At 74.3% G+C, this 13,893-nt stretch carries 12 protein-coding genes; 2 read left to right on the forward strand and 10 right to left on the reverse strand.

Annotated features, from left to right (window positions below; translation table 11 throughout):
- Position 1: 1 nt before the first annotated feature.
- Both ACFC1T_RS07880 and ACFC1T_RS07885 read right to left on the reverse strand, forming a co-directional pair.
- Positions 2 to 1,201, reverse strand: coding sequence for a thiolase family protein (locus ACFC1T_RS07880; protein ID WP_375884980.1), 1,200 nt, complete (start codon positions 1,199 to 1,201; stop codon positions 2 to 4).
- A 92-nt stretch (positions 1,202 to 1,293) separates the two neighbouring features.
- Positions 1,294 to 2,457 carry an acyl-CoA dehydrogenase family protein gene (locus tag ACFC1T_RS07885; RefSeq protein WP_375885302.1) on the reverse strand — a complete coding sequence of 388 codons (1,164 nt, stop codon included), beginning with the start codon at positions 2,455 to 2,457 and terminating at the stop codon, positions 1,294 to 1,296.
- Between the two features lie 129 nt (positions 2,458 to 2,586).
- Here ACFC1T_RS07885 and ACFC1T_RS07890 point away from each other — a divergent pair, with 129 nt between their 5' ends.
- Positions 2,587 to 3,237: a TetR/AcrR family transcriptional regulator gene (locus ACFC1T_RS07890; RefSeq protein WP_375884982.1), complete on the forward strand. Its 651-nt coding sequence runs from the start codon at positions 2,587 to 2,589 to the stop codon at positions 3,235 to 3,237.
- Between the two features lie 37 nt (positions 3,238 to 3,274).
- On the opposite strand, the gene ACFC1T_RS07895 is transcribed toward ACFC1T_RS07890, so the two are convergent.
- The 8 genes from ACFC1T_RS07895 to ACFC1T_RS07930 all read right to left on the reverse strand — a co-directional run bounded on the left by ACFC1T_RS07895 (position 3,275) and on the right by ACFC1T_RS07930 (position 12,927).
- Entirely contained in the window at positions 3,275 to 4,387 is a 1,113-nt protein-coding gene (locus tag ACFC1T_RS07895) for a nitric oxide synthase oxygenase (RefSeq protein ID WP_375885305.1), read from the reverse strand.
- Between the two features lie 364 nt (positions 4,388 to 4,751).
- Positions 4,752 to 6,176: a sugar porter family MFS transporter gene (locus tag ACFC1T_RS07900; protein WP_375884984.1), complete on the reverse strand. Its 1,425-nt coding sequence runs from the start codon at positions 6,174 to 6,176 to the stop codon at positions 4,752 to 4,754.
- 168 nt (positions 6,177 to 6,344) lie between these two features.
- Entirely contained in the window at positions 6,345 to 7,316 is a 972-nt protein-coding gene (gene egtD, locus ACFC1T_RS07905; protein WP_375884987.1) for an L-histidine N(alpha)-methyltransferase, read from the reverse strand.
- A gap of 45 nt (positions 7,317 to 7,361) precedes the next feature.
- Positions 7,362 to 8,111: an ergothioneine biosynthesis protein EgtC gene (gene egtC, locus ACFC1T_RS07910; RefSeq protein WP_375884989.1), complete on the reverse strand. Its 750-nt coding sequence runs from the start codon at positions 8,109 to 8,111 to the stop codon at positions 7,362 to 7,364.
- Complete coding sequence (gene egtB, locus ACFC1T_RS07915; RefSeq protein ID WP_375884992.1) at positions 8,111 to 9,565, reverse strand: ergothioneine biosynthesis protein EgtB; 1,455 nt, start codon at positions 9,563 to 9,565, stop codon at positions 8,111 to 8,113. Before egtB ends, egtC begins: the two co-directional genes overlap by 1 nt.
- The gene (gene egtA / locus ACFC1T_RS07920) at positions 9,562 to 10,866 is read right to left on the reverse strand and encodes an ergothioneine biosynthesis glutamate--cysteine ligase EgtA (protein ID WP_375885307.1); all 1,305 of its coding nucleotides are present in this window, start codon (positions 10,864 to 10,866) and stop codon (positions 9,562 to 9,564) included. Before egtA ends, egtB begins: the two co-directional genes overlap by 4 nt.
- A 253-nt stretch (positions 10,867 to 11,119) precedes the next feature.
- Positions 11,120 to 12,448 carry an aminotransferase class I/II-fold pyridoxal phosphate-dependent enzyme gene (locus ACFC1T_RS07925; RefSeq protein WP_375884995.1) on the reverse strand — a complete coding sequence of 443 codons (1,329 nt, stop codon included), beginning with the start codon at positions 12,446 to 12,448 and terminating at the stop codon, positions 11,120 to 11,122.
- Complete coding sequence (locus ACFC1T_RS07930; protein WP_375884998.1) at positions 12,445 to 12,927, reverse strand: SRPBCC family protein; 483 nt, start codon at positions 12,925 to 12,927, stop codon at positions 12,445 to 12,447. Before ACFC1T_RS07930 ends, ACFC1T_RS07925 begins: the two co-directional genes overlap by 4 nt.
- Before the next feature lie 158 nt (positions 12,928 to 13,085).
- Here ACFC1T_RS07930 and ACFC1T_RS07935 point away from each other — a divergent pair, with 158 nt between their 5' ends.
- Entirely contained in the window at positions 13,086 to 13,892 is an 807-nt protein-coding gene (locus ACFC1T_RS07935; RefSeq protein ID WP_375885001.1) for an SAM-dependent methyltransferase, read from the forward strand.
- Position 13,893: the final 1 nt, after the last annotated feature.

A 13,893-nucleotide genomic window follows, 5' to 3' on the forward strand; every position in this document is an offset into this window, starting at 1 on the left:
CTCAGGCGTTCTCGACCAGCACGGCCGTACCCTGCCCCACGCCCACGCACATCGTGGCCAGGCCGCGCCGGGCGCCGGTGCGGCGCATGCGGTGCAGCAGGGTGGTGAGGATGCGGGCGCCGGAGCCGCCCAGCGGGTGGCCGAGGGCGATCGCCCCGCCGCTGGGGTTGACCACCTCGTCGGCCCGCTCCGGGTCGAACCCGATACCGTCGGCGGAGGCCAGCGCCTGGGCGGCGAAGGCCTCGTTCAGCTCGGCGGTGTCCAGGTCGGCGAGGTCCCATCCGGCCCGGCCGAGCACCTTGGCGGTGGCGGGCACCGGGCCGATGCCCATCACGTCGGGGTGCACCCCGGCCGAGGCCCCGGCCACGTACCGGCCGAGCGGCTGCAGTCCGAGGTCGCGCAGCGCCTCCTCGCTGACCAGGACGAGCCCGGCCGCGCCGTCGTTCATCGGTGAGGCGTTCCCGGCCGTGACGGTGCCGCCCGGGCGGAAGGCCGGCTTGAGGCGGGCGAGCTTGTCGAGGCTGGTGTCCTCGCGGATGCCCTCGTCCTGGCTCACCGTCACCCCGTCCGGGCGCTCGACCGGGATCAGCTCGGCGTCGAAGTGCCCGTCCTTGCGGGCGGCGGCGGCCCGCTGGTGGCTGCGCAGCGCGAAGGCGTCCTGGCGCTCGCGCCCGATGCCGTACCGGCCGGCCACCTCCTCGGCGGTCTCGCCCATGCTGAGCACGCCGTGCAGTTCGGCCATCCGGGGGTTGGTGAGCCGCCAGCCGAGCCGGGTGTCGTAGGTCTCGATCCGGTGCGGCAGCGCCTCGTCGGGGCGCGGCAGGATGAACGGCGCGCGGGTCATCGACTCGCAGCCGCCCGCCAGCACCACGTCGGCCTCGCCGGAGCCGATCGCCCGGGCGGCGAGGGTGACGGCCTCCAGGCCGGAGGCGCAGAGCCGGTTGACGGTGGCGCCGGGGACGGTCTCCGGCAGGCCGGCCAGCAGGACGGCCATCCGGGCGGCGTTGCGGTTGTCCTCGCCGGCCTGGTTGGCGGCGCCCCAGTAGACGTCGTCGATCCGGGCCGGGTCGAGGGCGGGTGCGTCGGCGAGCAGGGCGCGCAGCACGGTGGCCGAGAGGTCGTCCGGACGGACCGTGGCGAGCGCTCCGCGCAGCCGGCCGATGGGTGTGCGGCGGGCTGCGGCGAAGTAGACGGGTCGCACGTCGTGCTCCTTGTCGAGGGGTGGCGGGTCGCGGAGTGGTGGGGCGGAGGAGTGGCGGGTCGGAGAGTGGTGGGGCGGAACGCGATGGCCGGTCAGAAGGCGTTGACGCCGGTCAGGGCGCGTCCGATGAGCAGTTGGTGGATCTGGCTGGTGCCCTCGTAGAGGGTCATCACCCGCGCGTCGCGCAGGTACTTGCCGACCGGGTACTCGTCGATGAAGCCGTAGCCGCCGAACACCTGGAGCGCGTTGTTGGCGGCCCGGACGGCGGCCTCGCTCGCGAAGAGCTTGGCGACGGAGGACTCGGTGGCGAACGGGAGGCCGCGGTCGATGTGGTCGGCGACCTTCCAGGTGAGCAGCCGGGCCGCCTCGACGTCGACCGCGATGCCGGCCAGCAGTTCCTGGACGAGCTGGTGCGCGGCGATCGGCTTGCCGAACTGCTCGCGCTCGCCCGCGTAGCGGACGGCGGCCTCCAGGCAGGCCCGGGCGATGCCGACGCAGCCGGCCGCGACCGACATCCGGCCCTTGGCCAGGGCCGCCATCGCGACCGTGAAGCCCTTGCCGACCTCGCCGAGCCGGGCGCTGTCGGGCACCCGGACGCCGTCCAGGTCGAGTCCGGCCGTGGCCTGGCCGCGCAGGCCGAGCTTGCCGTGGATCTCGGTGCGGCCGAAGCCGGGAAGGCCGGTGGGGACGAGGAAGGCGGTGATGCCCCGGTGGCCCTGCTGCTCGGGGTGGTCGCCGCCGGTGCGGGCGAAGACCAGGGCGACGTCGGCCCAGGTGCCGTTGGTGATGAAGGTCTTGGCGCCGCTGATCAGCCAGTGGTCGCCGTCGCGCACGGCCCGGGTGGTGAGGTGGGCGGCGTCCGATCCGGTGCCGGGTTCGGTGAGGGCGAAGCAGGCCAGGGCCTCGCCCGAGGTGAGCCGGGGCAGCCAGTGCCGCTTCTGCTCCTCGGTGCCGAAGGCGTTGATCGACTTGCCGACCAGGCCGAGCGAGACCGAGACGATCCCGCGCACGGCCGAGTCGCCGCGCCCGAGCTCCTCCAGGACCAGGCAGTAGGCGAGGTGGTCGCCGCCGCTGCCGCCGTACTCCTCGGGGATGGTCAGGCCGAGGAAGCCGACCTTCCCGAGCTTGCCGATGATCGCGCGGTCCACCTGTTCGGCGCGGTCCCACTCGGCGGCGTACGGCACGATCTCGCGGTCGGTGAACGAGGCGGCCAGCTCGCGGACGGCGGCCTGCTCCTCGGACAACTCCAGGTTCACGACGGTGCCCACCTCGTTAAACTAGCGCTGCAAGTTTTACGTGTGGACTGTAGACCCCACCCGCCCGCGCTGGGAAGGGGCACCTGCCAGAATCGGTCCCCACCCCACCCGACCGGAGGTAGCGACCCGATGGCTCGCCCGCGCACCCCGCTGCTCAGCCGTGAGCGCATCGTCACGGCCGCCCTGCGGCTGATCGACGACGAGGGGCTGGAGGCGCTCTCCACCCGCCGCCTCGCGGCCGGGCTGTCGGTCAGCGGGCCCTCGCTCTACAACCACTTCGCCACCAAGGACGACCTGCTGGACGCGGTGGTGGACAGCGTGATCGGCGAGGTCGACCTGTCGATGTTCGACGACCGGGCCACCCCCTGGCCGGAGGCGCTGCGCGCCTGGGCCCGCTCCTACCGCGCCGCGCTGGCCGCCCACCCCAACATCGTCCCGGTGCTCGCCCAGGGGCCGGGGCGGCGGCCCAACGCGCTGCGGCTGGCCGACGCCGTGTTCGGCCACCTGGTCGGATCCGGGTGGCCGCGCGGCCAGGCCACCCGGATCGGCGCGTTGATGCGCTACTTCGTCACCGGCTCCGCGCTGGCCTCCTTCGCGGCCGGCTTCCCGGCGGACGCCGAGGTGTACGACGCGGCCGACTACCCGCACCTCGGCGAGGCCCACCGGCTCGCGGGGCACCGGGGGTCGGTCGACGAGGGCGCCTTCGAGACCGGCCTGGAGGCGCTGCTGGACGGGCTCGTGCTGCGCTTCGAGCGCCTGGCCGTACGGGCGCCCTCGTAGTCGCGGGCGACCGGCGCCGTCGGGGCGGCCGCCCTGGTCACCAGGGCTCGCGGGCCAGGAAGGCCGGCCGCTGCTCCGGGTCCACCGGGTCGTAGTACCGGTGGTAGACCGGGGTCAGCCCGCCGGAGACCGGGGGCACGATCCAGCTCCAGTCCGCCGGGGTCGGGCGGCCGAGGCGCTGCTCCTGGGCGACGTGCTTGAGGAAGCGCGCCGACTCCGTGTGGTGGTCCGCGATCGTCACCCCGGCCTCCTGGAAGGAGTGCAGCACCGCGAGGTTGAGCTCGACCAGGGCGCGGTCGCGCCAGAGCGTGCGCTCGCTGGAGGTGTCCAGGCCCAGCCCTTCGGCGACGGTGCCGAGCATGTCGTAGCGGTCGGCGTCGGCCAGGTTGCGGGCGCCGATCTCGGTGCCCATGTACCAGCCGTTGAACGGCGCGGTGGGGTAGCGGACGCCGCCGATCTCCAGCGTCATGTCGCTGATCGCGGGCACCGCGTACCAGCGCAGCCCGAGGTCGGCGAACCAGGCGTGCTCGGGGTGGCTGAGCGGCACCTCCAGGGTGGTGTCGTCCGGCAGGCCGTACCAGCGCGGGCGCGCCTCGGGGCTTTCCTGGAGCAGCAGCGGCAGCACCTCGAAGCGGTCCTCGGCGCACTTCCAGCCGAGTTCGCGGGCCCGCGCGGCGAGTTCGGCGCCCGCCGGGTCGCCGACCACGGCGCCGACCACATCGCCGTCGACCCGGTGCCCGGCGTAGCGGACCAGCTGCTGGTTGAGGATCCGCGGGGCCGGGCGGTCCGGGCGGTCGGGGGCGAACACCGAGACCACGGGGCGGATCCGGCCGCCGTTGCCCGCCAGCCGGAGGTGCTCGAAGCACTCGGCGGCGATGTCGTCGGGGTCGGACAGGTGGCGCAGGTCGCGGACCACCAGGCTGCGCCAGTACAGCCGGCCGATGCAGCGGGCGGCGTTGCGCCAGGCGAGCTTGGCGCCGTAGGCGAGTTCGGCGGGGGTGTGGTGGTAGCTGCCGGTGCGGTCGATCTCCTCCCGGACGGCGCGCAGCCTCGGCCCCGGGCCGCCGGCGGTGGGCTGCTCGCGGTGGAACTGCCGGACGAACTCGGCGGCCTGCCCGGGGTCGGTGAACGGCGGTGGTGCGGGCGGCAGTTGCGGCGCCGGCTCCGAAGTCCGCTCCGAAGTCTGTTGCGGGGGCAGCCGTGGGTCCGGGGCCGGGTCCGGCCGCAGCCCCGGTCCGGGGGTCGGCGGTACGGGTGGTGCGAAGTCCGGCGCGGGGTGCGCGTGGGCGTACGGACAGCCGCCGCTTGGGGCGGTGGCGGTTCTGCGGGTGCGGAGCCGGTTGAAGATCAAGGACACATCCCTCCTGGCGAACAGGAGTACCGGAGGTGTCCGGCCCACCGCAGGGAGTGAACGATTCGGCCCCCGCACCCGCGCTCAGCGCGCTAGGGTGCGGGGGCCGAAGGTCGGATCGTACGACCGGAAGGCGGGGCCTGTGGGGCTGTGGGGGCTTCGGTCAGCCCATGTCCTCCAGGCGGACGCCCTTGGTCTCCTTCATGTACTTCGCCACGAAGACGAGCGACAGCGCCGCGAAGGCCGCGTACACCAGGTAGGTCGCCGAGAGGTTCCAGCGCGCGAGCGACGGGAACGACACGGTGATCACCCAGTTGGCGATCCACTGCGCGGAGGCGGCGACGGAGAGCGCGGCGGCGCGGATCCGGTTCGGGAACATCTCGCCGAGCATCACCCAGACGACCACGCCCCAGGACATCGCGAAGAACAGCACGAAGGCGTTGGCGGAGATCAGCGCGACGGTGCCCTGGAGGTCGGGCAGTGTGACGTTGTCGCCGGAGCCGGTCGCGGAGGAGAACGCCCAGCCGGCGGCGGCGAGGGTGACGGCCATGCCGGCCGAGCCGATCAGGGCGAGCGGCTTGCGGCCGATCCGGTCGACCAGCAGGATCGCGATCACGGTGCCGAGGATGTTGATGACCGAGCCGATGAAGCTGATCAGCAGCGAGTTGCTCTGGTCGATGCCGACCGACTGCCACAGGATCGACGAGTAGTAGAAGATCACGTTGATGCCGACCAGCTGCTGGAACACCGACAGGCCGATGCCGACCCAGATGATCGGGAGCAGGCCGAAGCGGCCGCCGAGCAGGTCGCGGAAGCGCGGGCGGTGGTCGGAGGCGATCAGCGACTGGATCTCGGCGATCCGGGCGTCGGTGTCGATGCCCTCGCCCTCGACCTCGACCAGCACCTTGCGGGCGTCGTCCAGGCGCTCGGCCTGGATCAGGTAGCGGGGGGACTCCGGGATCACCGAGGAGAGCACGAAGTAGACCGCGGCCGGCACGACGCAGATGCCGAGCATCCACTGCCAGGCCTCCAGGCCGAGCAGTCGGCCGCGGGTGTCACCGCCGGCGGCGTCCGCCAGCACCCAGTTGACCAGCTGGGATATCGCGATCCCGAGCACGATGGCGGCCTGCTGGAAGGAGGCCAGCCGGCCGCGGTACTTGGTCGGCGCGACCTCGGCGATGTAGGTCGGGGCGATCACCGAGGCGATGCCGATGGCCGCGCCGCCGAGGACGCGCCACAGCGCCAGGTCCCAGGGGGAGAACGGCAGCATCGAACCGACGGCGCTGACCGCGAACAGCAGCGCGCCCGCCTTCATGACCTTGATCCGGCCGTAGCGGTCGGCGAACCGGCCGGCCAGCGCGGCACCGACCGCGGAGCCCAGCAGCGCCGAGGAGACGATCAGGCCGGTCTCGCCGCTGCCGACTCCGAACTTCCCCTGGATCCCGGAGACGGCGCCGTTGATCACGGAGCTGTCGTAGCCGAAGAGGAAGCCGCCGAGGGCCGCTGCGGCGGTGATGAAGACGACGAAGCCGAGGCGGCCGGGCGCGGTGGCCTCGGCCGCCCCGGAGGGCTTCTGGGTGACGCTCACGATCTTGACTCCTGGTACTCAACGCTGAGCTCGGTAGCCGAGATCGTAACCCCTATTCGTTCAAGCCTTGTAGGCGGGGAGGCTCAAGTTTTGCTCTGAGAATTCGTAAGGTGAACAAGCAAATTGGGGTCTCCGGGGTAACCCGCTGGTGGCTCGCTCCTCGCTCGCTCAGGCCGGGGCGGAGAGCGAGAGCCCGAACCGGCCCTCCGGGTCCGTCCACCAGTGGGTCAGCCGCAGCCCGGCCGCGGCCAGCTCCCCGGTCACCCGTTCCCGGCGGAACTTGGCCGACACCTCGGTGCGCAGCTCCTCGCCCCGGTCGAAGTGCACCGGCAGGTCCAGGGCCGGGATCTTCACGGTCTGCGTGCGCAGCGAGCGCAGCCGCATCTCGATCCACTCCTGCTCCGGGTCCCAGAGCGCGACGTGCTCGAAGGCCTCCGGGTCGAAGTCGGCGCCCAGCTCGCGGTTGAGCACGTTGAGCACGTTGCGGTTGAACTCGGCGGTCACCCCGGCGCCGTCGTCGTAGGCGGCGACCAGGACGGCCGGGTCCTTGACCAGGTCGGTGCCGAGCAGCAGGAAGTCGCCCGGGTCGAGGGCGGCGCGCAGGCCGCGCAGGAAGCCGGCCCGCTCCTGCGGCAGCAGGTTGCCGAGGGTGCCGCCGAGGAAGGCGACCAGCCGGGGGCCGCCCTCCGGGGGCAGGCCGAGGCGGGCGGTGAAGTCGGCCAGGACGCCGTGCACGGCCAGCCCGGGGTACTCGGCGGCGAGCGCGGTGCCGGCCGCGACCAGGGCGCTCTCGCTGACGTCCACCGGGACGTAGGTCTCCAGGTCGCCGGTCGAGCGCAGCGCGTCCAGCAGCAGCCGGGTCTTCTCGGAGGAGCCGGAGCCCAGCTCGACCAGGGTGCGGGCGCGGGTGGCGGCGGCGATCTCGCCGGCCCGGGCGGTGAGGATGGCCCGCTCGGCGCGGGTCGGGTAGTACTCGGGCAGCCGGGTGATCTCCTCGAACAGCTCGCTGCCCCGGGCGTCGTAGAACCACTTCGGCGGCAGCCACTTGGGGTCGGCGGTCAGTCCGTGCCGCACGTCGTGGTGCAGCGCGGTGCTGAAGTGGTCGGCGGGCAGCAGTCGGGTGAGATCGAATGTGTCCATGACAGGGTGGTTCCTCTGTTCAGAAGATGAAGGGAGAGTGGAGGGTCAGTAGTGGCTGGGGAGCCGCTGGACGGTGACGCCCGCGGCGTCGGCCAGCAGCAGGGAGCCCTCCGGGACGGGCGTCCAGTCCGGGGCGTCGTCGTACGGCTCGGAGGCCACCACCGTGCCGAGGCCGGGCAGGCTCCGGTGGTGCAGGGTGTCGCCCCAGGTGGTCGCGGCGAGCGCGGCGCCGTCGGTGAGCAGCAGGTTGAGCCGTCCGGTGGTGTGCGCGGTGACGTCGGCCACCGTGCCCGCGAGCGCCTCGCCGAGGCTCTCGCCCCGGCGCAGCCGGTGCAGGGTGAGGGCCCACAGCAGGGCCGAGTCGCTCCGGGCCTCCAGCTCCAGCAGTTCGGCGGGCGGCAGCAGGGCGGCGAGCGCGTCCAGCTTCCCGGGCCAGCCGGCCACCGCTCCGTTGTGGCTGAACAGCCAGCGCCCGGCGGCGAACGGCGCGGCCGCGGCCTCGCCCGCCGCGCAGCCGTCGGTGGCGGAGCGGACGGCGGCCAGCATCGCCCGGGTGCGGATCACCCGGGCGAGGTCGGCGAACCCGGCGTCCGCCCAGATCGGCCCGGACCGGCGGTAGCGGGCGGGCACCTCGTCGCCGTCCGCGTACCAGCCGAGGCCGAAGCCGTCCACGTTGACCGTCCCGTGCTGCTGGGTGCGCGGCGCCCAGGACTGCCGGTGCAGCGCGTACGGCGGTCGCACCAGCAGCTCCTGCGGTGCCACCGGCTCGCCCAGGTAGGCGATGTGACGGCACATCAGGCGCCCTCCCGCTCGTGCTCAGCGCCGCGGGCGCCGCGGGCGCCGCGCTCCGGGGTGCGGGCGTCGTGCTCCGCGCTGCGGGCGGTGCGGAAGCCGGAGAAGATCTGCCGCCGGACGGGGTAGTCCCAGTTGCGGAAGGTGCCCCGGCAGGCGACCGGTGCCACCGCGAAGCAGCCGCCGCGCAGCACCTTGTGCTCGGGTCCGAAGAAGACCTCCGAGTACTCCTTGTACGGCCAGGCCCGGAACCCCGGGTAGGAGTGGAAGTCGCTGGCCGTCCACTCCCACACATCGCCCATCAACTGCCGTACCCCGTACGGTGATTCGCCCGCCGGATAACTTCCGGCGGCGGCCGGTCGCAGATGCCGCTGGCCGAGGTTGGCGTGCTCGGGGCCGGGCGGGCCGTCGCCCCAGGGGTAGCGCCGCGACCGGTCGGTGGCCGGGTCGTGCCGGGCGGCCTTCTCCCACTCGGCCTCGGTCGGCAGCCGCCGCCCGGCCCAGCGGGCGTATGCGTCCGCCTCGTACCAACTGACGTGCAGCACCGGCTCGTTCGGCGGCACGGGTTCGACGGCACCGAACCGGCGGCGGAGCCACTGGCCGTCCTGCCGCTGCCAGAACAGCGGGGCGGTCAGGTCGGCCCGCAGCCGGTGCTGCCAGCCCTCCGCGGTCCACCAGTGCGGGTCGTGGTAGCCGCCGTCGGCGATGAAGCGCTGGTAGGCGGCGTTGGTGACCGGGGTGGTGTCCAGGAAGTAGGCCGGCAGGTCGACGCGGTGCGCCGGGCGCTCGTTGTCCAGGGCCCACGGCTCGGTGTCCGTGCCCATGGTGAACGGGCCCGCGGGGATCAGGACCTCGGCGGGCAGGGTGGCGGCGTCGGCGGGCGCGGGCGGCGGCGGGGGAGCGGCCAGGGCGGGTTCGCCCCGGCGGAGCTGGTGGGTGATCAGCATCGTCTCGTCGTGCTGCTGCTCGTGCTGGGCGATCATCCCGAAGGCGAACCCGGCGTCCAGCAGCGGTGCGCCCTCCAGGGGGCTGGCGGCCAGCAGGTCCAGCACCCGGCCGCGCACCTCGTGGGCGTACGCGCGGGCCTCGGCCGGCGGGAGCAGCGGCAGGCTGGGGCGCTCGGCCCGGGGGTGCTCGAACGCGTCGTACAGCGGGTCGATCTCGGGGTGCATCGGGTCCCGGCCGCCGACGTTGCGCAGCAGCCACAGCTCCTCCTGGTTGCCGATGTGCGCGAGGTCCCAGACCAGCGGCGACATCAGCGGGGAGTGCTGGGCGGTGAGGTCGGTGTCCTCGACGCAGTCGGTCAGCGCGGCGGTCCGGGCGCGGGCGGCCAGCAGTTCGGCGGCGATGCTCTCGCGCAGGGCCTCGGTCCCGCGGGTGGGATCGATGCCGGGGGTGGGATCGCTCCCGGGGGTGGGATCGGTGCCCGGGGTGGCGGGCGGTCGGACGTCGGTCATGATGCCTCCTCCGGGGGAGTGCGTCGGGTGCCGGAGCGCAGGGCGTCCAGCTGGTCGTCGGCCGGGCAGCGGCCGCGCGCGGGGTAGCGCTCGGCGAACTCGGCGACGGTGGCGCGCAGCCGCCCGGCGCCGGGCAGGCGGCCCAGCGCGGCGTCGGCGGCGGCGAAGCAGGTGAGGGCGGCGCGGCGCAGCTCGGGGTCGGCGACGCCCAGGGTGGCGGCGCGGCGCCAGACCCCGCTGCGCGGCGGGCGCGCACCGGCGGCGCCCTCCCGCCGGTCGGCGGCGTCGAGCGGTTCCAGCGCGGCGAGTGCGGTGTCGGCGGCCACCGGGTCGTCCAGCAGCGCGGTGACCAGGGCGGTGGGCACCACCCAGCCGTCACCGGGCTGGGCGTCGATCATCCGCAGCTCCAGGTGGCCGCGCGGGCGCACCGGGGGGAACAGGGTGGTGCAGTGGTACTCCAAGTCGGCCAGTGTGGGCGGGCGTTCGCCCGCGCCGCGGGTCCAGTCGCGGAAGGTCAGGCCGGGCGGGGCGGTCCAGGGCCGCCCCTCCGGCCTTCGCACGCACAGGACTTCGGCGTCCAGCACGTACTGCGCCCAGGCCTCGCGGGGGTCGCCGTGGTCCGGCTCGGGGGCGAGGGTGCGGGTCGGGTCCATCCGGGACCAGACGGTCTGCCGGGTGGACCGGTGGCCGGTCGGCTTCCCGTCCAGGAGCGGGGAGTTGGCGAAGGCGGCGACCAGCACCGGGCCGAGCCGGTGGACCAGCTGCCAGCGCCGCTCGACCGCGTGCGGGCCGGCCGCGTCACCGGCGTCCAGGCACACCTGGACGGACGCGGTACCGGTCATCATGACCCGGCCCCAGGGCCCGGCCGAGTCGAAGAAGCGCTCCATCGCGAGGTAGCGGGGGTGGTCCAGCACCATCCGTCGGGGGCGGGCGAGCGGGTCCGTCCCGGTGCCGGTGAGGCGCAGGCCCTGCGCCGCGAAGGCGGCCCGCAGGGCGGTCAGATCGCGTCGGGTGTCGTCGACGCAGGCCAGCAGGCCGGTGGCGGGCGGGGAGCTGAGCTCGACCTGTCCGCCGGGTTCGAGCGTGAGGCGCGAACCGGAGGGGAGCGAGGTGCCGTCGGCGCCGCCCAGGGGCAGCGATTCCAGCGCGGCGTGGAGCAGTTCGGGAGGAACCGGCCGGCCGGGACATCGGTCGTCATGGACGAACCACTCGACCTCGACCCCCACCAGGCGGGGCGGTCCGATCTTGAAGCAGACGCCCGACACGTGGCTGCGCGCCCCCGATTCGGTCAACGGGGTCACCCCCGTCGGGGGCGGTGCTGCGCTCTGCCGGTCGGGCGGAGTGGTGCGGGACGTCGGTATCACCGGACTCACCATCCTCGGGATCACGATTGCGGCCCGGTCTACTTTGCCCAGTCTGCTACGGAGCATGCGGGGGCGCTTCGCAAATATCGCGTGAATGTTCGTTTTCGCAGGTCAGAGCCATGGCGATCGGGTGAATGCGGGGTTCTCGGGCGCTCCGGGGAGGGCTGCCCGGCCGGGGCACGTGCCCCGGTCACAGGCGGTCCAGGCGCTCCAGGACGGTGTCCAGCACCGGGCCCGGCAGGGCGTAGTTGAGGCGCAGCGAACCCGCGCCGCCCGGGCCGAACTCGGCGCCGTCGGAGGCCTCCAGGCCGCAGCGCTCCAGCAGCGCGGCGCGGGCGCCGGCGGGCGGCAGGCCGAGGGCGGCGGCGTCCAGCCAGAGCAGGTACGAGGCCCGCGGGACGGAGCGGACGGCGGGGCCGAGCCGCTCGGTGAGCCGGGCGCGGGCGGCGGCGAGGTGCGCCAGCAGCGCGTCCAGCCACGGGCCGCCCTCGCCGAGCGCGGCCCGCTGCACGGTCTGCTCCAGCAGGCCGCCCTCCCAGAGGCCGTAGCCGGCCAGGGTGTCGGTCAGCCGGGCGCGCAGTGCCGGGTCCGGGACGAGGGCCCAACTGCTGGGAATGCCCGAGCAGTTGAAGGTCTTGCCGACCGAGTTCAGGGTGACGACGGCGTGCCGGTGCGCCGGGTCGGCGGTGGTCACGGCGACGGGGTGGGCCCGGCCAGGGTGGGTGAGGTCGCCGTGGACCTCGTCCGAGACCAGCAGGGCGCCCGCCTCCGCGGCCCACCCGGCCAGCCCGCTCAGGTACCCGGTGTGCCATACCGTGCCGGAGGGGTTGTGGGGGTTGCTCAGCAGGACGGCGGACGCGGGGCGGGGCAGTGGGGTGCCCGGGGAGCGGTAGCCGGTGGGGGAGGGGCGCAGCGGCAGCTCGCGGTACGGGAGGCCGGCCGCACGGCAGAGCTGGGCGAAGCCGCCCCACTCGGGGGTGGGGAAGAGGACGGGGGCCTGCTGGTCCGCGGTCCCCGTCCGGACGGTCTCCAGGAGCAGGCGCAGCGCGGTGCGCGGGCCGCAGGGGAGCAGCAGGACCCAGTCCGGGTCGACCTCGACGCCGTGCCGGGCGCGGTACCAGTCGGCGACCAGGGTCCGCCCGGCCGGATCGCAGACGGTGTACCCGTAGGCGGGGTGGCGGGCGCGCCGGGCCAGGGCCTCGGCGACGGCGGGCGGGCCGGGGAGGTCCATGTCCGCCAGGCCCATCGGGATCACGCCGGGGGCGGCGGCCCGGGCCCACTTGCTGCTGCCGGTGCCGGTGCGGTCGAAGGGGGCGTCGAAGCCGAACGCGGAGCCGGCGCCGGAGCCGGGGTGGGGGTTGCGGCCGGGGTCGCGTTCGGAGTCGGGGTCGCTGCCGGGGCCGGGGCCGGGGTCGCTGCCGGGGCCGGGGCCGGGGTCGCTGCCGGGGTCCGGCGAACAACTGACAGCTGACAGATGTCGAAAGTTGAAATCTGTTCGCTGAAATCTGTCATCTGTCATCTGTTCGCCGTCCTTCGTCCGCCGTCGTCACCCGCCAGGTACGCCGCCAGTCCGCGGCCTCCCCGGCACATCATCACCGCGTGGTTGGCCCGGAACAGCGGGTGCAGCGGCAGGGCGAGGCGTCGCAGCAGGGGCTTGGCGGGGCGGGCGTCCTCCTCGAAGAGCACCCGGCACCGCGTACCGCCCGTCCCGTCCGCCCTCACGGTGAACCGCGACCAGCCGACCAGGTCGCCCCGCATCGCCGCCTCCAGCACGCCGGCCGCCGGGTCGCGCCGCCGGGCCTCCAGCCCGATCACCAGCCGGTACGGCAGCAGCGCCCGGAGCACCACCTCACCGGACCCCGCACCGGTCTCCCGGGCCTCGCGGACCTCCGGCCACCACAGCGGATAGCTCCGCACGTCCGCCAGCGCCGCGTACACCGCCGGGGCCGGTGCCGCGAGGCGCCACTCGCCCCGGAAGCGGTAGTGGTTGGGATCCACGGCTCCACCCTAGGGAGAGCGCCGTCCGCGAGGAAGGGTGCAGTCCGCTTGCACCCGTTCGGGGTGCAAGGGAGGATCTTGTGTGCTTGTAGTCTCATCAGTCACGGCAGCACCTCCCGGCGCTGCGCCCCCGGATCCGGAGTGAAGGAGTCACAGGCATGCGGCGACCGAGCTGGGTACCGGAAGGTATGGACCTGGACAAACCGAACGCCGCGCGGGTCTACGACTACTACCTCGGGGGCTCCCACAACTTCGAGGTCGACCGGGAGATGGCCCGCCGGGCGATGGCCCTGTGGCCCGAACTGCCCCAGATCATGCGCTCCAACCGGGCCTTCCTGCGCCGCGCCGTGGCCTTCCTCGCCGAGCAGGGCATCAGCCGCTTCCTGGACATCGGCTCCGGCATCCCGACCTTCGGCGCCGTGCACGAGATCGCCCGGGCGATCCGCCCGGGGGCCGAGGTGGTCTACGTCGACCGCGACCCGGTCGCCGTCGCCCACAGCCGCCTGCTGCTGGAGGAGGACCCGCACAGCGCCGTCGTCCAGGCCGACCTGCGCGACATCGAGGACCTGCTGGACCGCCCCGAGGTGTCCGCCCTGCTGGCCGGCGACGAGCCGGTGGCCGTCCTGCTGGTGGCCGTCGCCCACTTCGTCAGCGACGACGAGGACCCCTGGAAGCTGATCGCCGCGGTCCGCGACCGCCTCCCCGCCGGAAGCGCGCTGGTCCTCTCGCACGCCTCCCTGGAGGCCCGCCCGGACCAGGCCGAGGACCACCAGAAGCTCTACCGGATGACCCCGACCCCGCTGACCATGCGCACCCGCGACCAGGTCACCGCGATGTTCGACGGCTTCGAGCTGGTCGAACCGGGCGTGGTGCACCTGCCGCAGTGGCGCCCCGACCAGCCGGGCACGGTCGGCGAGCACCCCGAGCGGATCGCCGGGGTGGCGGGCGTGGGGTTCCGCCCTTGAG

This window comes from Kitasatospora sp. NPDC056076 (assembly GCF_042266305.1).
Classification (GTDB): domain Bacteria; phylum Actinomycetota; class Actinomycetes; order Streptomycetales; family Streptomycetaceae; genus Kitasatospora.